This window comes from Rhodococcus sp. TAF43 (genome assembly GCF_052113525.1).
Lineage (GTDB): Bacteria > Actinomycetota > Actinomycetes > Mycobacteriales > Mycobacteriaceae > Prescottella.
Genome location: NZ_JBFRDL010000003.1, coordinates 299,322 through 321,719 on the forward strand (window position 1 = coordinate 299,322; position 22,398 = coordinate 321,719).

Annotated in this window: 3 protein-coding genes; all 3 read left to right on the forward strand. The window is 69.6% G+C overall.

The window, feature by feature from the left end:
• The first annotated feature begins 4 nt into the window (after positions 1 to 4).
• Positions 5 to 760: a FadR/GntR family transcriptional regulator gene (locus AB4Z09_RS04025; RefSeq protein WP_174912366.1), complete on the forward strand. Its 756-nt coding sequence runs from the start codon at positions 5 to 7 to the stop codon at positions 758 to 760.
• 63 nt (positions 761 to 823) lie between these two features.
• Positions 824 to 1,240, forward strand: coding sequence for a PPOX class F420-dependent oxidoreductase (locus tag AB4Z09_RS04030; protein ID WP_441346832.1), 417 nt, complete (start codon positions 824 to 826; stop codon positions 1,238 to 1,240).
• 379 nt (positions 1,241 to 1,619) lie between these two features.
• Positions 1,620 to 22,319, forward strand: a complete 20,700-nt coding sequence (locus AB4Z09_RS04035) for a non-ribosomal peptide synthase/polyketide synthase (protein WP_442239207.1) — start codon at positions 1,620 to 1,622, stop codon at positions 22,317 to 22,319.
• The last annotated feature ends 79 nt before the right edge of the window (positions 22,320 to 22,398 follow it).

A 22,398-nucleotide genomic window follows, 5' to 3' on the forward strand; every position in this document is an offset into this window, starting at 1 on the left:
CGTCGTGGCAGCCGGAGCGAAATCGTCGGTGGTTCGGGTACCGAAGGCTGGTGAGTTGGTCGCTGCGAACTTGCGTCGGCGGATCATCACCGGTGAGCTCGGCGCGGGCGATCCCTTGCCGAACGAGTCGGTGCTCATGGAGCAGTTCGGGGTGTCCCGGCCCACGCTCCGCGAGGCGTTCCGGATCCTCGAATCGGAGTCCATCATCACCGTGCTGCGCGGCGCCCGGGGYGGGGCCCGGGTCATGGCCCCGGACGCGTCGGTCGCCGCGCGCTACACGGGTCTGCTGCTGCAGTACCAGGGGACACCGCTGGTGGACGTCTACCGGGCCCGGGCCTCGCTCGAGGTTTCGGCCGTCGGTGTCCTCGCCGGTCCCGGCCACGCGGAGGCGCTCGACCGTCTCGCCGCGCTGATCGCGGAGGGGGCGCAACTGGTGGACGACGCCGCCGGCTTCGCGCACCATGACGTGCAGTTGCACCAGAGCCTGGTGGATCTGGCCGGCAACGAGACCCTCACGGTGCTCGCCGGCATGCTCGTCCACATCATCGAGGCCCACAACGCGCTGTTCATCGCCGCGCACGGGAACGAGCACGAGCAGCCGGCCGCACGTGCCGCGCAGCGCGCCTACACCAAACTGCTGGATCATCTGCGCCGCGGCGATGCGATCGCGGCCCAGGACTTCTGGCGTAAACACCTGGACGGAATCGAGAAGTACATGGTGGGCGATTCGGCGACGACCCTCGTCGAAGTTCTGTCCTGACAGATTCCGTCGAGCCCGGCACCTCCGCGACCACTCGCGCGTACTGTGCGGTCTGTGAGCACTCTGCGTGACGCGAAGGTCCGGGAATTTCTCACACGCGGAACTCGGACCGGCAAGCTGGGCTATCTCTCCGGAGACGGCCGACCTCTCGTCGCCCCGGTCTGGTTCGTGTTGGACGGCGACGAGGTGGTGTTCAACACGGGCGCGGACACGGCCAAGGGCCGGTACCTCGCCCGCGATCCCCGGGTGGTGTTGTGCGTCGACCTCGAGGAGCCGCCGTACGCCTTTGTGCAGATCCAGGGTGACGCCGTGCTGTCGACGGATCCCGACGAGCTGCTGCGTGTCGCGACCGACGTGGGCCGGCGGTACATGGGCGCCGATCGCGCCGAGGAGTTCGGGCGGCGCAACGGTGCGCCCGGCGAACTCGTGGTGCGAGTCCGCCCGACCCGGGTGATCGCCGCGCTCGACGTCACCGGGTGACGGTGCACGCGGGCGTCCGGAAATGCGTTGTGGAGGGGTGAGCCTGTAAGTTCATCCGAGTGCTCAACCCAGGAATTTCGGTGGTCGACCGCCGCACGTGACCCCCTCGGATGGACCGGGGCGCTGCGAGTGTGATCGAGCACCATCCAGGTGGTTGGCCGTCTCTCCCTCAACTCGGTGACCGGCGTCCGCCGGTGCTTCCCTGCTGTAACGAACCAGGTCCGATCAGCAGATATACACCCGAGTGCGTGCCGTGCCGGCAGATCGTTCCGGTCCTGTGTCGGGCTCGGTTGGGCAGTTGTGTACTCGGTGTCCGTTCGCTCGTCGCTCCGGCGGCGTGCGGACGGGGGCGCGTGATGGTGGAAGAGAGGCTCTGGGTTTGAACTCGCTAGGCGTCGGTGGACTAGAGGGTGGCGGCTCGATCGGGAACGGCTCCGACGGTGAGCCCTTTCCGCTGTCTCAGGCACAGCTCGGCATGTGGTTCGCGCAGCATGTCGATCCGTCCGTGCCCGCGAACATCGCCCAGTACGTCGAGCTACGCGGCGACTTCGATATCGACCTCCTGCACCGGGCCAGTGCCCGAGCGGCAGGGGAGACCGGATCCGGTTACGTCCGGCTCCTGGAGGTCGACGCGCAGCCGTATCAGGTGGTCGACCCGACCCTCGACGATTCCCCCGAGTACGTCGATCTGCGGGCGGAGGCCGATCCGCGCGCCGCGGCGCTGGAGTGGATGCGGTCCGACTACAGCGCACCCGTCGACCTCCTGCGAGATCGGCTCGTCGTCGCGGCGGTCCTGCGGATCGAGGACGACGTCTACTTCTGGTACAACCGCGCCCACCACGTCGTCCTGGACGGGTTCGGCGCCACCACCTTCGTCAATCGGGTCGCCGAGCTCTATACGGCGTTCGCCGAGGGCGTGGAGCCGTCGGCGAACCTGTCGTCCCCGCTGGAGAAGGTGTACGACGCCGACCGCACGTACCGGGCGTCGACGCGTTTCGCCTCGGACCGCGAGTACTGGCTCGAACGGCTGTCGGGTGTCGGGGAGTCGACCAGCCTGGCCGGCCGCTCGGCTCCGCCCGCGCCGCTGAGCCGAATCGACAGCGCTGCGCTGTCGGACGGCGCCGCGGCGCGCATGGAGGCGTTCCTGGGCCGCGAGGACACCACGATCGCGACGGTGGTGATCGCGGCCTTCGCGGCGTACCTCGCGCACATGACCGGACGCGAGGACGTCGTCCTCAGTCTGCCGGTGACGGGCCGTACCAACGCGGTCCTGCGCCGCTCCGGCRGGATGGCGTCCAACGTGGTTCCGCTGCGTCTGACGGTGTCCGCCGACACCACCGTCTCGGAGCTGCTGGCCCGCGTCGCCACCGAGGTTTCCGGAGCCCTGCGGCACCAGCGCTACCGCCACGAGGACATCCGGCGCGACGTCAGCGGTTCCGCCGGACAGGCGTCGTTCTTTGGTCCGTGGGTCAACATCATGATGTTCCACACGGAACTGCGGTTCGGCGACATGGTGGGCGAACTCAACATCCTGTCGACCGGCCTCATCGAGGACCTCGGCGTCAATCTGTACCAGAGCGTCGCCGGCACCAGGACCCACGTGGACTTCGAGTCCAACCCCAATCTGTACGGAGACGAGGAATCGCGCCGCAACCACGAGCGGTTCGTCGAGTTCCTCGACCGCTACGTCGGTTCGGCGTCGGACCGGCCGGTGTGGGGCATTCCGCTCGGCACCGAGCTGGAACGCCGAACCGTTCTGGGCGACTGGGTCCGGACCGAACACAGCTTCCGGACACGCGATCTCGCCGAAGCGTTCGACGAGCAGGTCGCCCGAACACCCGGCGCGACGGCCCTCGTGTACGAGGGTCGGTCGCTGACCTACGCCGAACTCGACGCTCGCGTCAACGGACTCGCCCGCATCCTGATCGACATGGGGGTGGGTCCGGAATCGCTTGTGGGCCTGTCTATCCGGCGCTCGCTGGATCTCATCGTCGGTCTATACGCGATCGTGAAGGCCGGTGGTGCCTGGGTTCCGATCGATCCCGACCACCCGGTGGACCGCACCTCCTACATCCTCGAATCGGCGCGACCGGCGGCGGTGCTGACCACCGCGCGGGACCGCGTGGAACTGCCGCCGGGCACTGTCACGGTCGAGATCGACTCGCTCGATCTCGACACGCTCGACACCCGGCCGGTGACGGACGCGGACCGGCTGGCTCCGTTGCGTCCGGACAACACGGCGTACGTGATCTACACGTCCGGCTCGACGGGACGCCCCAAGGGTGTCGCGGTGTCGCACGGCGCGATCGACAACCAGCTCGAATGGATGCTCCACGAGTATCCGATGGCCGAAACCGACGTCTACCTGCAGAAGACCGCCACCACGTTCGACGTGTCGCTGTGGGGCTTCTTCATGCCGTTGCGGGTCGGCGCGTCGATGGTCGTCGCCACTCCGGACGGTCACCGCGATCCGGTGTACGTCGCGAACAGGATCGCCGAGCACTCGGTCACCGTGACGGACTTCGTGCCGTCGATGCTGACGGTGTTCGTCGCCAACGCCCCTGCCGGAACGTGTGATTCGCTGCGCGACGTGTTCGTCATCGGCGAGGCGCTGCCGCCCGAGACCGCGGCCGAGTTCCGGGAACTGTGCGGCGCCGGGCTGCACAACCTGTACGGCCCCACCGAGGCGGCCGTGTCGGTCACCTACTACGAGTCCGGCCCGCAGGACGTGGTGAGTGTCCCGATCGGTCTGGCCGAATGGAACACCCGGGCCTACGTGCTCGACCACCGGCTGCGACCGGCCCCGATCGGTCAGCCGGGCGAGCTCTACCTCGCCGGTGACCAGCTCGCTCGCGGCTACGTCGGCCGCCCCGACATCACGTCGGACCGCTTCGTCGCCAATCCGTTCGGCGGCGTCGACGGCATCGGCGTCGCAGGCGAGCGCATGTACCGCACCGGTGACCTGGTGCGGTGGCGTGCGGACGGCACGCTGGATTACATCGGTCGCACCGATTTCCAGGTGAAGTTCCGCGGCCAGCGCATCGAGCTCGGCGAGATCGAGACGGTCCTGCTGGCGCACGACGACGTCTCGCAGACCGTGGTCCTCGTGGTGGCGACGGCGACCGGCGACCAGCTGGTCGCCTACGTCGTCCCCGCTCCCGGGTGCTCGATCGTCCCGACGGATCTGGCCGAGTTCGCGGGCCGCTCGCTGCCCGCTTACATGGTGCCGGCGTCGGTGACGGTGCTCGACGCGTTCCCGCTCAACACCAGCGGCAAGCTCGATCGCAAGGCGCTTCCGGAACCGATGTTCCTGAGTAGCAAGGAGTTCCGGGCCCCGCGCACGGATTCCGAGAAGACCGTTGCCGCGGTGTATTCCGAGGTGCTCGGCATCGAGAAGGTCGGTCTCGACGACGACTTCTTCGATCTCGGCGGCAACTCGCTCGTCGCGACCCAGGTCGTGACGCGGGTGGGTGCCGCGCTGGGCGTCCAGCTCGGAGTGCGGGAACTGTTCGAGGCGTCGACGGTCGCGGCGCTCGCCGCTCGCGCCGGCGCGACGGTGTCCCGATCCGCCGGTACACCGGTGCTGGGGGCGGTGACGCGGCCCGAGCAGATCCCGCTGTCCCTCGCGCAGCAGCGGATGTGGTTCCTCAACCGGTTCGACGCCACCACTGCGGTGTACAACCTGCCGTTCGCGGTGCGACTGTCCGGATCGGTCGACCCGCAGGCATTCTCGGCAGCCTTCGCGGACGTGGTCGAGCGGCACGAGTCGCTGCGCACGGTCTACCCGGAGGTCGACGGCGGTGCCCGTCAGGTGATCCTGCCTGCCGGTGAGGTGGTCCGGGCGCTCGAGCCCGTCGTGATCACCGAGGGGGAGCTCGAAGCGACGTTGCTCCGTCTGGCCTCCCGTGGCTTCGACGTGACCACCGAGCCGCCGTTCCGCATCGAGCTGCTGCAGCTGTCGGACACCGAGTTCGTGGTCGCGATGGTGCTCCACCACATCGCGGCGGACGGGTCGTCGTTCGGCCCGCTCGCCGGTGACCTCATGATCGCCTATGCCGCGCGGGCCGAGGGTTCGGCCCCGCAGTGGGCCGCGCTGCCGATCCAGTACGCCGACTACGCGGTGTGGCAGCACGAGATGCTCGGGTCGGAGACCGACACGAACTCGCTTGCGGGTCGGCAGCTCTCGTACTGGACCCGTGCGCTCGCCGGGCTGCCGGACCAGCTTCATCTCCCGGCCGACCGGCCCCGTCCCGCGGTGGCCTCCAATGCGGGCGCCAAACTCCGCTTCGACATCCCCGCCGAGACCCACTCGCGCTTGCTCGACATCGCACGTGAGCACGGCACGACCCTGTTCATGGTGGTGCACGCCGCGTACGCCGTCCTGCTGTCGCGGCTGAGCGGCACGTCGGACATCGCGGTCGGCACCCCCGTCGCCGGTCGCGGTGACGAGGCGCTGGACGGCCTGATCGGCATGTTCGTCAACACCCTCGTGCTGCGGACCCAGGTCGATCCGGCGCTGTCGTTCGCGGATCTGCTGGTGGCAGTCAAGGAATCCGACCTCGAGGCGTACGGCAACGCGGACGTCCCGTTCGAGTGGCTGGTGCAGGCGCTCGAGCCGACCCGCTCGCCGGCGCGGCACCCGCTGTTCCAGGCGATGCTGTCGGCCGAGGTGACCGGCGTGCGAGACCTCAGCTTCGCGGGCGTGCGAGCCAGTGCTGCCGAGTTGGATGTTCCCATTGCGAAGTTCGATCTGCAGCTGCAGATCTCGCAGAACTACGACGACTCCGGTGCCCCCGCGGCGGTCGCGGGAGTCTTCGAGTACGCGACGGACCTGTTCGACGCGTCGACGATCGCATCGTTTGCCCAGCGCTTCGTCCGTATCCTCGACGCGATCGTGGAGGACGCCTCGGTTCCGGTGGGCGACGTCGAGATCCTCGGCGTCGGCGAGATCGACACGTTGACCGCGGTGCACGGCGGTCCGGTCGGACGCGAGTGCCTCCTGGCGGAGATCCTCACCGGCGCCGTGGCATCCCACCCGGATGCGCCTGCAGTCGGCTGCGAGGGGACCGTGCTGACCTATCGGGAGATCGACGAGCGGTCGAGCCGTCTCGCGCGTCGTCTTGTCGCCGCCGGCGTCGGTCCGGAATCGGTTGTGGCTCTAGGATTCCCGCGATCGTGGGAAATGGTGCTCTGCGTCTGGGCGGTGGCCAAGACCGGAGCGGCCTACGTCCCGGTCGATCCGACCTATCCGGTCGACCGGATCGCACACATGCTGTCCGACTCGGGAGCGCTGCTGGGCATCACGTCCGGCGCCGACCTGGCGGACCTCCCGCGGGAGACGGCGTGGCACGCCCTCGACGTCCTCGAGTCGCAGGCGCAGGACCTCGGCGCCGCGCCGATGCGCGACGCCGAGCGGACGGCACCGCTGCACCTCGACCACGTCGCGTACGTGATCTACACGTCCGGATCGACCGGACGCCCCAAGGGCGTCGCGGTCACCCATCGGGGCCTGTCGGGTCTCGTGGACCGCACTCGCGAGTTGTACCGCGTCGGCCCCGCCGACCGGGTGCTCCACATCTGTTCGCCGAGCTTCGACCCGTCGGTGCTCGAGTGGACCCTCGCGGCGTCCGCGGGCGCCGAGATCGTGGTCGTGCCGCCGACGATCATCGGTGGCACGGAACTGCACTCGCTGCTCTCCGAAGCGCGGGTGACGCACGCGATCATCACGCCCGCGGTGCTCGGTTCCGTGAATCCGCGCGATCTCGACGACCTGCGGGTGGTCTCGGTCGGCGGCGACGCCTCCACGACCCAGTTGGTGGACCGCTGGGCCCCCGGACGTCAGTTCTTCAACGCGTACGGCCCCACCGAGACCACCATCGTGTCGACCCGTGCCGAGCTGTTCCCGGGCCGGCCGATCACCATCGGTGGACCCGTCCCCGGTGTCGGCGCACTGATCCTCGACGCGCGACTGCGACCCGTCCCGGTGGGTGTGGCAGGTGAGCTGTATCTGACGGGTGGTGCTCTCGCCCGCGGCTACCACGAGCGGCCGGGGCTGTCCGCGGATCGGTTCGTCGCGAGCCCCTTCGGCGGCGCCGGTGAACGCATGTACCGCACCGGCGACGTCGTCCGCTGGACGGCGCGCGCGAGCGAAGCGACGGGGGATGCGTCGCAGTACGCCATCGAGTACGTCGGCCGCTCGGACTTCCAGGTGAAGGTGCGCGGTTTCCGGATCGAACTCGGCGAGATCGACGCTGCCCTCACCAGTCACCCCGACGTCTCGTTCGCTGCGACGATCGGCCACCGCCTGCCGTCGGACCAGGTCGCGCTCGTCTCGTACATCTCGGCAACCGACGGTGTCGATGTCGACTCGGTGTCGGATCACGTTGCGGCGCTGCTGCCGTCGTACATGGCGCCCGCATCGATCATCGTGCTCGACGAGGTGCCCCTGACGCCGGTCGGCAAACTGGACCGCGCCGCGTTGCCCGCCCCGGTGTTCGAGGCGCGAGAGTTCCGGGCACCGACGACGCCGATCGAGGAGATCGTCGCCGACGTGTTCGCCGACGTCCTCGGTGTGGACCGGGTCGGACTCGACGACGATTTCTTCGCGCTCGGCGGTAACTCGCTGATCGCGACCCAGGTGATGTCGCGGTTGGGTGCGCTGCTGGACACGCGGGTTCCCGTCCGCGTCCTGTTCGAGGTCTCCACGGTGGCCGCGCTGGCCGCCCGGGTCGAGCAGCATGCTGGTGCCGGTGCCCGCAAGGCCCTCGTCGCCGCCCCCCGCCCGGACCGCGTGCCGCTCTCGCTCGCGCAGCAGCGTATGTGGTTCCTCAACCGGCTCGACCCCGAATCACCCACGTACAACCTGGCTTTCGGACTCCGCCTGACCGGCGCCCTCGACGTCAGCGGCCTCCAGGTTGCGGTCGTGGACGTCCTGGACCGACACGAATCGTTGCGCACGATCTTCCCGGACTCGCCGGAAGGACCCCACCAGGTGGTGGTCGACGCGGTTCGTACCGTGCCGAACCTGACCCCCGAGGACGTGTCCCGGGAGGGGCTGCAGCGCGCGGCGCTGGCGCTGGCCGCCCGCGGCTTCGACGTGACGACCGAGTCCCCGGTTCGGGCCGGCCTCTTCCGCATCGACCCGACCGAGCACGTGCTCGTGATCGTGGCGCACCACATCAGTGCGGACGGCTGGTCGATGGGTCCCATGGCCCGCGACATCATGGCGGCGTACGCGGCCCGGACCCAGTGGGATCAGCCCACCTGGCCCCAGCTGCCCGTGCAGTACGCGGACTACGCGCTGTGGCAGCGGGAAATCCTCGGCTCCGAGGACGACCCGCGTTCGGTGATCTCGACTCAGGCCAAGTACTGGATCGGGCAGCTCGACGGGCTGGCCGATCAGCTCGACCTGCCTGCCGACCGTCCGCGACCTGCCCAGCAGTCGTTCCGCGGCGCACGGGTCCAGTTCGAGGTGTCCCCGGAGATCCACCGCGCGCTCGTCGACCTGGCACACGCCCACAACGCATCCCTGTTCATGGTCGTGCACGCCGCGCTGTCGGTGCTGCTGTCGCGGCTCGCCGGAACGTCGGACGTCGCGATGGGGACACCGGTCGCCGGCCGCGGCGAGCAGGCGCTCGACGATCTCGTCGGCATGTTCGTCAACACCCTGGTGCTGCGGACCGAGATCGATCCCGGTGCCCGATTCGTCGACGTCCTGGGTCACGCACGCGACGTCGCACTCGGCGCCTTCGCGCACTCGGACATCCCGTTCGAGCGGCTCGTGGACGTACTCAACCCGGCACGGTCGACCGCCCGGCATCCGCTGGTCCAGGTGATGCTGTCGTTCGAGAATCTGGGTGCGACACACCTCGACCTGCACGGGCTGACGATCGACAAGCTGGACCTCGACGCCGAGGTTGCGAAGTTCGACCTGCAGTTCACCTTCCGGGAATCCATCGGGAACGACGGTGTCGCCGAGGGCATGGCCGGTGAATTCACCTATGCGACAGACCTGTTCGACGAGTCGACGGTGCGGACGTTCACCACTCGTTTCGTCCGGGTGCTCCAGGAGATCGTCGCGGAGCCCGACGCGGTCGTCGGTGACATCGATCTGCTCAGCCCTACCGAGATCGCGCAGCTGACACTCCCCGCCGGCCCCGCGGCACCCGAGCAGCTCCCGTTGGCGGACCTGATGGCCGCGGCCGCGGCGGCGGATCCGTCGGCGATCGCCCTCGTCTCGGGCGCAGAGGAGATCAGCTACCGCGAGCTCGACGAGCGGTCGTCCCGCCTGGCCCGCCTGCTGGTCTCGCGGGGCGCCGGACCCGAGGATGTCATCGCCGTCGCGCTGACCCGGTCCATCGAGTCGGTGACCGCGGTGTGGGCTGTGGCGAAGTCCGGTGCGGCATTCGTCCCGGTCGACCCGACCTATCCCGGTGATCGCGTCGCGCACATGGTTTCGGACTCCGGTGCGCTCCTGGGCGTCACCGTGGCCGAGCACGCGGCGGGCCTGCCGGAAGGCATCCCGTGGTTGGTGCTCGACGACGCGGCGGTATCCGCGGCCGTCGACCGCCAATCGGCCGCCGCACTGTCGGACTCGGATCGGGTGCGCCGGCTCGAGACGCGCCACCCCGCGTATCTGATCTACACGTCGGGATCCACGGGCGTCCCGAAGGGCGTCGTCGTCACGCACACCGGCCTCGCCGCCTTCGCCGAGGAGCAGGTGGCCCGGTACGGGCTGGCGCAGGACTCCCGGACGCTGCACTTCGCCTCGCCCAGTTTCGACGCGTCCATTCTCGAACTGCTCATGGCCGTCGGTGCGGCCGCGACGATGGTGATCGCGCCGACGTCGGTCTACGGTGGCCTCGAACTGACGGAACTGCTGGCGGCACAGAAGGTCACGCACGCATTCGTCACGCCCGCCGCGCTGGCGTCGGCCGATCCGGCGGGCCTGGCCGCACTGCGCGTCGTCGTTGTCGGCGGCGAGGCGTGCTCGACCGACCTGGTCGCGCGCTGGGCCACCGGTGGGCGCCGGATGTTCAACGCGTACGGCCCCACCGAGGCCACCGTCGCGTCCAACATCTCGGACGCGCTGGTGCCGGGTACGCCGGTCACGATCGGACGCGCGATCCGCGGCGCGAACACCTATGTCCTGGACACGCGGCTGCGTCCGGTCCCGGCCGGTGTCGTGGGCGACCTGTATCTCGAGGGTCCCGGTCTGGCCCGTGGCTACCACGAGCGGGCGGGACTGACCGCCGAGCGATTCGTCGCGAATCCGTTCGGGGCGCTCGGATCTCGCCTGTACCGCACCGGTGACGTCGTGCGGACGGGTGCGGACCGGGTGATCGAGTACGTCGGCCGCGCCGACGACCAGGTCAAGCTGCGCGGCTTCCGCATCGAACTCGGTGAGATCGAGGCCGTCCTGTGGGGGCTGGACGCGGTCGCTCAGGCCGTGGTGGTCGTCAGAGATGACCAGCTGGTCGCGTATCTCGTTGCGGCGTCGGGCGTATCGATCGATGCCGCCGAGGTCAGGGAGGCCGTCGGGCGCGCGTTGCCGTCGTACATGGTTCCGGCCGCGGTCGTCGTGCTCGACGAACTGCCGATGAGCGCGAGCGGCAAGCTCAACCGTCAGGCGCTGCCGGAGCCCGAGTTCGAGGCCCGCGAGTTCCGCGCCCCCACGACGCCGATCGAGGAGATCGTCGCCGACGTCTTCGCCGAGCTGCTCGGTGTCGGACGGGTGGGACGCGACGACGACTTCTTCGAGCTGGGCGGAAACTCGCTGATCGCCACCCGGGCGGTGGCGCGTCTCGGCGAGGCCCTGGACGCGAAGGTGCCGGTGCGGGTGCTGTTCGAGGCGTCGAGCGTGGTTGCCCTGGCAGCGCGGATCGAGCAGCTCTCCGGCACGGGCGGACGCAAGGCCCTGACGGCCGGCCCTCGGCCGGAACGGATTCCGCTCTCGCCCGCGCAGCAGCGGATGTGGTTCCTCAACCGATTCGACGGTGCATCGGCCGCGAACAACATTCCGGTCGCGGTCCGGCTGTCCGGGCTGCTCGACCGTCGGGCCATGCAGTCCGCGATCACCGACGTGGTCTCCCGGCACGAAGTGCTGCGCACGGTCTACCCCGAGGTGGACGGCACCGGGCGTCAGGTGATTCTGCCGATCGAGCGCGTCGACATCGCGGTCGAACCCATCACGGTCTCGCCGGAACAGCTGGCGGCCGAGCTGCCGGCGCTGGCGGCCACCGCGTTCGACGTCACCCGTGAGGTGCCGCTCGTGGCGCGGTTGTACGAGGTGCGGCCCACCGAGCACGTCCTCGTCCTGGTGGTCCACCACATCGCGGCGGACGGCTTCTCGATGGGACCGCTGACGCGCGACATCATGACGGCGTACGCGGCCCGCAGCGGGGGATTCGCACCCGGATGGCCGCGACTGGCGGTCCAGTACGCGGACTACAGCCTGTGGCAGCAGGACGTCCTGGGATCGGAGGACGATCCGGAATCCGTCGCGGCCCAGCAGATCGGCTACTGGACGTCCGTGCTGGCGGATCTGCCCGACCAGCTGGAGCTGCCCACCGACCGGCCGCGGCCCGCGGTTGCGTCGAATCGGGGTGCGGCACATCGGTTCCAGATCACTCCGGAGCTGCATCAGGCGCTGACGGAACTCGCGCACCGGCAGAACGCGACGCTGTTCATGGTCGTGCACGCGGCGCTGTCGGTGCTGTTGGCGCGGCTGGCCGCCACCTCGGACGTCGCGGTCGGCACGCCGGTCGCGGGTCGTGGCGAAGCGGCGCTCGACGACGTCGTCGGAATGTTCGTCAACACGCTCGTGCTGCGATCGGATGTCCAGGGCGCGGAGTCCTTCGCGGACCTGCTGGGGCGCACCCGCGAGGGCGACCTCGGGGCCTTCGCGCACGCGGACGTTCCGTTCGAGCGGTTGGTCGATGTGCTCTCGCCGGTTCGATCCCAGTCGCGCAACCCGCTCTTCCAGGTGATGCTGGCCTTCCAGAACCTGGGGCAGACCACCCTCGAACTGCAGGGGCTGTCGGTATCGGCGGTCGAGTTCGACGAGGTCTTCTCGAAGTTCGACATGCAGGTCACGCTGTCCGAGTCGATCGAACACGACGGTTCCGCTGCCGGCATGGCGGTCGAGATCACGTACGCGACGGATCTGTTCGACGCCTCGTCGATGCGCGCGTTCGGGGAGCGGTTCGAGCGGCTCCTGGAGTCCGTGAGTGCGGACGAGTCGATCCTCGTCGGTGACCTCGAGATCCTCGACGACGCCGAGCGAACCCTGATCGTCGAGGACTGGAACGACACGGACCGGGCGGTCGACGGTTCGACGCTCGTCGGATTGTTCGATGCGCAGGCGGCGGCGACGCCGGATGCTCCGGCTGTCCTGTCCGCGGGCGAGTCGCTGTCCTACGGCGAGTTCGCGGTCCGGGTGAATCGTCTGGCACGGCTGCTGGTGTCGGAGGGCGTGGGCCCCGAGTCGCTGGTTGCGGTGGCGATGGGTCGTTCGGTGGAGCAGTTGGTGGCCGTGTACGCGGTGTCGGCTGCCGGCGGCGGGTACGTGCCGGTGGATCCGGATCAGCCGGTCGAGCGGAATCGGTATGTGCTGGAGACGGCGAATCCCGTTCTGGTGCTGACCACGTCGGGTGACGCCCGCGATCTGCCCCCGGTCGACCGCGTGCTGGATCTCGACACCGTGGATGTGTCCGGGTTTTCGGGCGCGCCCGTCACCGACGCGGACCGGATCGCTCCGCTGCGTTCGGAGAACGTGGCGTACGTGATCTTCACGTCGGGTTCGACGGGTCGGCCGAAGGGTGTGGCGGTCTCGCACGGTTCGGTCGTCAACCAGCTCTGCTGGATGCAGGGTGCCTACGGTCTCGGCGGGTCCGATCGGGTGCTGCTGAAGACGGTGTTCACCTTCGACGCATCGGTGTGGGAGTTGTTCTGGCCGTTGCAGGTCGGTGCGTCCGTCGTGGTTGCGGGTCGCGACGACCACCGCGATCCGGAGGCCCTCGCACGGGTACTGGTCGACGAGTCGGTGACGGTGGCGCAGTTCGTGCCGTCGGTGCTCGGCGCGGTGCTCGATCATCTCGGCGACGCGGCCACGTTGTCGCGGGTGTTCTGTGGTGGCGAGGCCCTGACGCCGGTGTTGGTGGCGCGGCTGTCGCAGGTCAGCGGTGCGTCGGTGCACAACCTGTACGGGCCCACCGAGGTCGCGGTGCAGGCGACCAGCCACGACGTGGCTGGGGACGAGGTGTCGGTGCCGATCGGTGCACCGGTGTGGAACACGCGGGCATTCGTGCTCGACGGACGCTTCCGGCCGGTGCCGGTCGGTGTCGCGGGCGAGTTGTATCTGTCGGGCGCACAGGTGGCGCGCGGCTACTTCGGTCGGGCCGACCTGTCGGCGGAGCGGTTCGTGGCGAACCCGTTCGTCGACACCGGTGCGCGGATGTATCGCACCGGCGACCTGGTGCGCTGGACTGCCGACGGCGAGCTCGAATACCTGGGCCGCAGCGACTTCCAGGTCAAGCTGCGTGGCCTGCGGATCGAGCTCGGCGAGATCGAGAGCGTGCTGCTCGATCGGCCCGAGATCGCGCAGGCCGCGGTGCTGGTGAAATCGGATCAGCTCGTCGCGTACGTGGTCCCGTCGGCCGGGGCCGCCATCGACGCCGTGAACATCAAGGCCGCGTTGTCGACGTCGCTGGCGTCGTACATGGTGCCCGCGGTGTTCGTGACGTTGGATGCGTTGCCGCTGGGCGCGTCCGGCAAGCTCGATCGCCGGGCCCTGCCGGAGCCGGTGGTGGCGGCGGCGGAGTTCCGGGCGCCGGCCACGCCGGTGGAGGAGATCGTCGCGGGTGTGTTCGCCGACGTGCTCGGCGCCGACCGCGTCGGTCGCGACGACGACTTCTTCGCGCTCGGCGGCAACTCGCTGATCGCGACGCAGGTGGTGTCGCGGCTGGGTGCGGCGCTGGACACCCAGGTGCCGGTCCGCGTGCTGTTCGAGGTGTCCACGGTCGAGGAACTGTCGGCACGGTTGGCCGATCTGGCCGGCGTCGGTGGCCGGAAGGCTCTGACGGCCGGCCCACGGCCCGAGCGGATTCCGCTGTCGCTGGCACAGCAGCGGATGTGGTTCCTCAATCGGTTCGAACCGGAGTCGGCCGTCAACAACGTCCCCGTGGCGATCCGACTGACCGGCACACTCGACGTGTCGGCGTTGCGGGCCGCGTTCGGTGACGTTCTTGCCCGACACGAGTCGCTGCGCACGGTGTTCCCGGACAACGGCGGAGTGGGCTACCAGTCGATCGTTCCCGTGGACCGGGCAGTCGTGGACCTCGATGTCGAGCGGGTCGACGCGGAGAGCCTGGTCCCGGGTATTGCCGCGCTGGCGGGCGCCGGTTTCGATCTGTCGACCGAACTTCCCGTGCGCGCCCGGCTGTTCGAACTGTCGCCCTCCGAACACGTGCTGGTGCTCGTCGCGCACCACATCGCGTCGGACGGGTTCTCGATGGTCCCGTTGGCGCGCGATGTGATGACCGCGTATGCGGCCCGTTCGGCCGGCGTCGCCCCGGGATGGGCTCCGCTCGCGGTGCAGTACGCGGACTACGCCCTGTGGCAGCGTGAGGTGCTCGGCTCGGAGGACGATCCGCAGTCCGTGATCTCCAGCCAGGTCGACTACTGGACGTCCGTGCTGTCCGGGCTTCCGGCGCAGCTGGATCTGCCGGCGGATCGTCCGCGACCCGCGGTGGCAACCAATCATGGTGCGTCGTACCGCTTCTCGGTCGGCGCAGACCTGAACGGTGCGATCGAGTCCGTCGCCCACGCACACGGTGCCACCCCGTTCATGGTCGTGCACGCGGCACTGTCGGTGCTGCTGGCACGGCTCAGCGGCACCTCCGACATCGCGATCGGCACCCCGGTCGCCGGTCGTGGCGAGCAGGCACTCGACGACGTGATCGGCATGTTCGTCAACAGCCTCGTGCTGCGCACCGAGGTCGACGGCGGGCAGTCGTTCGCCGAACTCCTCGCGGCAGTTCGGGCGGCGGACCTCGACGCGTTCGGGAACGCCGACGTGCCGTTCGAGCGGTTGGTGGAGATCCTCGACCCGGAGCGGTCGCAGGCCCGGCACCCGCTGTTCCAGGTGATGCTGGCGTTCCAGAACCTGGACCGCGCGTCTCTCGAACTCCCGGGGCTGAGCGTTGCCGGCGTCGACTTCGACGTCGCGGTCGCCAAGTTCGACCTGCAGGTGACGGTCGAGCCTGCCGAGAACGGTCTCGCCGTCGAACTCACGTACGCGACCGACCTGTTCGACGAGCCGTCGATGCGCACGTTCGGTGAGCGCTTCCTCCGGATCCTGGAATCGGTGACCACCGATGCGTCCATGCGCGTCGGTGACGTGGATCTGCTGGACGACTCGGAACGCGCACTGGTACTGGAGAACTGGAACGACACCGGCCACGGTGTCGAGGGATCCACGCTGGTCGAGCTGTTCGAGGAGCAGGCCGCACGGACCCCCGATGCGACGGCCCTGGTGTTCGAGGGGCAGTCGCTGAGCTACGGCGAGTTCGCGGCTCGGGTGAATCGGGTGGCGCGGGCGCTGATCGCGCAGGGGGTGGGCCCGGACACGCTCGTCGGCCTCGGGATGCGGCGTTCGCCGGATCTGCTGGTGGGCATGTACGCCGTGCTGAGCGCCGGTGGCGGGTACGTCCCGGTGGATCCGGATCAGCCGGCCGAGCGCAACGGGCACATCCTCGACACCGCGAATCCTGTTCTGGTCCTGACCACCTCGCGCGATGCAGCGGACCTGCCGACGTCGGCGCGGGCGGTCGACCTCGACACCCTGGACGTGTCCGGCTTCTCGGATGCGCCCGTGCGCGACGGCGAGCGCGTGCGTCCGTTGCGGGCCGACAACGCCGCGTACGTGATCTTCACGTCCGGTTCGACGGGGCGTCCGAAGGGCGTCGCCGTCGGGCACGGCGCGATCGTCAACCAGGTCCGGTGGCTGGTCTCGGAGTACGGACTGTCGGCCGACGATGTGGTGTTGCAGAAGACCCCGTTCACGTTCGACGTGTCGCTGTGGGAGCTGTTCGGCACCCTGGCGGTCGGCGCTCGCCTGGTGATCGCCGCCCCCGACGGGCATCGGGACCCGGGCTACCTGAAGCAGGTGATCGAGGAGCAGGCGGTCACGGCGACGTCCTTCGTGCCGTCGATGCTGTCGGCGTTCACCGCGGAACTGGCGGCGGGGGAGTGCGGTTCGCTGCGCACCGTGCTGGTCGCGGGCGAGGCGTTCCCGACCGCGGCGGCGGCCGCATTCGCTCGAGTCAACGGCGCCGAACTGCACAACCTGTACGGGCCCACCGAGTTCGCGGTGCACGCGACGGCGCGTCCGGTGGCCGGTGTCGTCGGCGCGAGCGTCCCGATGGGCGGTCCGGTCTGGAACAGCCGCGCGTTCGTCCTCGACGGTCGACTGAACCCGGTGCCGGCGGGTGTCGCGGGTGAGCTGTATCTGGCGGGTGCACAGTTGGCGCGCGGCTACTTCGGGCGCAGCGATCTGACAGCGGACCGGTTCGTGGCGAACCCGTTCTCCGACCACGGCGAACGGATGTACCGCACGGGCGACCTGGTGAAGTGGACCGCCGGAGGCGAGCTGGAGTACCTGGGCCGCACCGACTTCCAAGTGAAGCTGCGTGGTCTGCGAATCGAGCTGGGCGAGATCGAGACCGCACTCCTCGCGCAGGAGTCGATCGCACAGTCGGTGGTCCTGGTGAAGTCGGACCAACTGGTGGCCTACGTCGTTCCGGCGCCGGGTGCAACCGTCGACACCGGCACCGTCAAGGTTGAGCTCGCGACATCGCTGGCGTCGTACATGGTGCCGTCGACGTTCGTGCTCCTCGACGAGTTGCCGTTGGGAGCCTCCGGAAAGCTGGATCGGAAGGCGTTGCCGGAACCGGTGTTCGAGGCCCGAGAGTTCCGCGCACCGACCACTCCGATCCAGGAGATCGTCGCCGGAGTCTTCGCCGAGGTCCTGGACCTCGGGCGTGCCGGTCTGGACGACGACTTCTTCGCCCTCGGCGGCAACTCGCTGCTCGCGACGCAGGTGGTGTCGCGTCTGGGCGCCGCGCTCGACTCGCGCGTTCCCGTGCGGGAGCTGTTCGAGGCGTCCACGGTCGAGGCGCTCGCGGCGCGGCTGTCGGAACAGTCGGGCGACGACCGCCGGGCACTGGTGGCCCGTCCCCGGCCGGACCGGATTCCGCTGTCGCTCGCGCAGCAGCGGATGTGGTTCCTCAACCGCTTCGACACCGAGTCGACCGCCTACAACATCCCGATGGCCCTGCGGTTGTCCGGCGACCTCGACGTGGTCGCCCTCGAGCGGGCCGTCGCGGACGTCACGGCGCGGCACGAGTCGCTGCGCACGGTCTTCCCGTCCACTGACGACGGCCCGCAGCAGGTGATCCTGTCGGCCGACCGCGTCGTGCTCGAGATGACGCCGATCGACGTCGATCCGGCCGAGGTGGCCGATCGGCTGCGGGCACTCGCCGGGACGCGCTTCGACGTCACGGCGGACGTCCCCATCCGGGTGGAGTTGTACCGCGTGGGCGCCGGCGAGTTCGTGCTCGGCATGGTGGTCCACCACATCAGCGCGGACGGTGTGTCCCTCGCCCCGCTGACCCGCGACATCATGACGGCGTACGCGTCGCGCGTCGCCGGTCGGGCTCCCGGGTGGGCGCCGCTGACGGTGCAGTACGCCGACTACGCGCTGTGGCAGCGCGACGTCCTCGGCGACGAGGACGATCCGGAATCGGTGTCGGCGCAGCAGCTCGCGTACTGGAGCGAGGCGCTCGCGGACCTGCCCGATCAACTGAACCTGCCCACCGACCACCCGCGGCCGGCGGTCCAGACGTTCCGCGGCGGGCTGGTCGAGTTCGAGGTCGACGCACAGACCCACCGCGGGCTCCGCGACCTCGCCCGCGAGCAGAACGCGACGCTGTTCATGGCGGTGCACTCCGCCTTCGCGGTGTTGCTGTCGCGGCTGTCCGGCAGCGACGACATCGCCGTCGGCACCCCGATCGCCGGCCGCGGCGAGGCAGCGCTCGACGACCTCGTCGGCATGTTCGTCAACACGCTGGTGTTCCGCACGCACGTCGACCGGGCAGGATCCTTCACCGACACGCTCGGCCGGGTTCGCGAGACGGACCTGCAGGCGTTCGCGAATGCGGACGTGCCGTTCGAGCGACTGGTCGAGGTGCTCAACCCGACCCGGTCCACCGCGCGTCATCCGCTGTTCCAGGTGGGCTTCTCGTTCCAGAACCACGAGCGCGGCAACCTCGAGCTGCCCGGACTCACGGTCGAGGCGGCCGAGGTGGAATCCGGTGTGGCGCAGTTCGACCTGCACCTGATCATCGAGGATCGGTACGACGGCGGCGGCGACCCGGTCGGCATGCGGGCGTCCATGACGTACGCGGCCGACCTGTTCGACGAGCCGACCGTCCGCTCGTTCGCGGAGCGGTTCGGCCGGTTGCTCACCGCGCTGGTCGTCAAGCCCGAGATGCCGGTCGGCGACGTGGACCTGCTCGACGTCGGCGAGCGGGCACACCTGCTGGCCGGGCGGAATGCCACCGCACACCGGACCGAGCCGGCCACGCTGGTGGACCTCTTCGACGCGCAGGTCGCCGCGACGCCCGACGCGGTCGCGCTGGTGTCCGGTGACGAGCGCCTCACGTATGCCGAGTTCGACGCCCGCGTGAACCGCCTGGCCCGACACCTGATCGGCTGCGGTGTCGGTCCGGAATCGTTGGTGGGTCTGGCGATTCGACGGTCCGTGGACCTGCTGGTCGGCATGTACGCGATCGCCAAGACCGGTGGCGCGTACGTGCCGGTCGACCCCGATCAGCCGGCCGAACGCATCGGGTACGTCCTGGACGCCGCGGCGCCGGTGTGCGTCCTGAGCACATCGCGGGACGGCTTCGCCGACACAGATTCGTGGCCCGTGCTCGAGATCGACACGCTCGACCTCGCGGCGTACCCCGGTGCGCCGGTGGCCGACACCGAACGGCTCGCCCCCCTGCGACCCGAGAGCACCGCGTACGTGATCTTCACGTCCGGATCGACGGGCCGCCCCAAGGGCGTGGCCGTGGCGCACACCGCGATCGTCAACCAGTTGCGGTGGATGCGGCACGAATACGCCCTCGACGGCACGGACGCAGCGCTCCTCAAGACCGCGGCCACCTTCGACCTGTCGGTGTGGGAGTTCTGGTCGATGGCGACGTGCGGTGGCCGCCTGGTGATCGCGGCGCCCGACGGGCACCGGGATCCGGGCTACCTGCTGGACGTGCTGCGCGGCGAGCAGATCACCACGCTGCACGTCGTCCCGTCGATGCTGTCGATGCTGCTGACGACCGCCGACGGCGGGCTGCCGGACTCGCTGCGCCGGATCTTCGCTATCGGTGAGGCGCTGCCGGCGGCCACCGCGCAGGCGTTCCGGAGCCGCAACACCGCGACGCTGCACAACCTGTACGGACCCACCGAGGCCGCGGTGTCGGTGACCCATCACGAGGTGACCGCCGCCGACACCGGCACGGTGCCGATCGGTGTGCCCGAGTGGAACACCCAGGTGTACGTGCTGGATTCGCGTCTGGGCCCGGTGCCCGCCGGGGTCACCGGCGAGCTGTACCTGGCCGGCGACCAGTTGGCCCGCGGCTACCACGGCCGCCCCGACCTCACGGCCGACCGGTTCGTGGCGAACCCGTGGGGCAGCGGCGAGCGCATGTACCGCACCGGTGACATCGTCCGGTGGAATGCGCAGGGCGAACTCGAGTACGTGGAACGCGCCGACTTCCAGGTGAAGGTTCGCGGCTTCCGGATCGAGCTCGGCGAGATCGAAGCCGCGCTGCGGGAGATGCCGGCGGTGCGTGAGGCTGCGGTCACCGCTCACACCGACAATCACACGGGCACGCGACTCGTGGCGTATCTGGTGGCTGTGACCGATCTGGACGTCGACGAGGTGCGCGACGAACTGTCGCGGACACTGCCGTCGTACATGGTGCCGTCGGCGTTCGTGGTGCTGGAGGCGTTGCCGCTCAATGTGAACGGCAAGCTCGACCGCAAGGCACTGCCGGCGCCGGTGTTCGAGGCCCGCGACTTCCGGGCGCCGACGACGCCGCTCGAGGAGATCGTGGCCGGTGTGTTCGCGGACGTGCTCGGTGTGGAACGGGCCGGCCTGGACGACGACTTCTTCGAACTGGGTGGCAACTCGCTGGTCGCGACGCAGCTGGTGTCCCGACTCGGCGTCGCGCTCGACACCCAGGTGCCGGTGCGCCTGGTGTTCGAGGACTCCACTGTCGCCGGCGTGGTGGCGGGGGTGACGCCGCTCGTGGGTCGGGGCGCCCGGGCCGCACTGACCGCCGGGCCGCGCCCGGAGCGGATTCCGTTGTCGCTTGCGCAGCAGCGGATGTGGACTCTGAACCAGGTCGATCCGAGTTCGTCCGCCTACAACATCCCGGTCGCGGTGCGGCTGTCCGGTGCACTGGACATCGCTGTCCTGCGGGCTGCGGTGGCCGACGTGATCGCGCGGCACGAGGTGCTGCACACGATGTACCCGGACACCCCGGAAGGTCCCACGCAGGTACTGGTGCCGGCCGCCGACGTGGCACCGGACCTCGCCCCGGTGGCGGTCACCGAGGCCGAGATCGTCGACCGCCTCGTCGGGTTCGTCGGACGCGGATTCGACGTCACTGCCGAGGTTCCCGTCCGCGCGGCGCTGTTCACGCTGGGCGAGACCGAGCACGTGCTCGCGTTCGTCGCCCACCACATCAGCGCCGACGGCTTCTCGATGGGTCCGCTGATCCGGGACGTGATGCTCGCGTACGTCGCGCGGGTGGACGGTGGTGTGCCGCAGTGGCAGCCGCTGGACGTGCAGTACGCGGACTTCAGTCTGTGGCAGCGCGCGGTTGTCGGTTCCGGGGCCGACCCGGACAGCGTGGTGTCGCGTCAGATCGCGTACTGGACGGACGAGTTGCGCGGCGCTCCGGAGCTGTCGGCGCTGCCTACGGACCGGCCACGTCCGGCCCGTCCGTCGATGGCCGGTGCCACCGTCGAGTTCGACATCGACGCGGATCTCGTGGCGCGCGTGGAGAACACGGCCCGCGACCAGGGTGCGACGACGTTCATGGTGTTCCATGCGGCGCTGGCGGTGCTGCTGTCCCGGCTCGGCGGCTCGAACGACGTCACGGTCGGTACGCCGGTCGCCGGTCGCGGCGAGGCCGCTCTCGACGACCTGATCGGCATGTTCGTCAACACCCTGGCGCTGCGCACGCGGGTCGAGCCGGGTGCGCCGTTCACGGACCTGCTGGCGCAGGCCCGCGAGAAGGACCTTGCGGCGTTCGGCAACGCCGACGTCCCGTTCGAACAGGTGGTGGACGCCGCCGGGGTGCGCCGCTCGAGCGCGTACACACCGCTGTTCCAGGTGATGCTCACGTTCCAGAACATGGAGACGGGAACCTTCGCCCTGCCGGGCCTCGAGGTGTCGGCGCTGGATCTCGGCGGCGATCAGGCCAAGTTCGACCTCCAGCTCACTGTGGTCGAGCAGTACCACACCGACGGTGGTCTCGCCGGTGTCCGTGCGCTGTTCACCTACGCCACGGAGCTGTTCGACCGGGACACCGTCGCGGTGTTCGCGGATCGGTTCGTGCGGATCCTCGATGCCGTCACCGGTGATCCGGCGATCGTGTTGCGGGCGATCGACGTGACGACCGATGCCGAGCGGGACGCGCTCGAGCCGAAGAAGGCGAAGACGGTCGAGGACCTGCCGGAGTTGGTGGCCGGARCCGCCGAGGTGTCACCGGACACGGTCGCCATCTCGCACGCCGGCACCGACGTCACGTTCGGCCAGTTGCACGCCAAGCTGGACGCGACGGCCACCGCGATGGGCGGGGCGTTGAAGCCCGAGGCCCTGACGACAGTCGCGCTGTCGGGTCTGCTGCCGGGGATCCTGCCCGCCCTGGGCGCCGACGGATACCAGTCGGCCATCGCGGGCATGATCGCCGACGCATCGGCGATCATCGAGGGCGGACACGAATGATCGCAGTCGGATGATCTCGGGGGGAGCCGGCAGTTCGGCTCCCCCCCGAATCGGGCGATCGAAGTTTTCAGATGTCGGG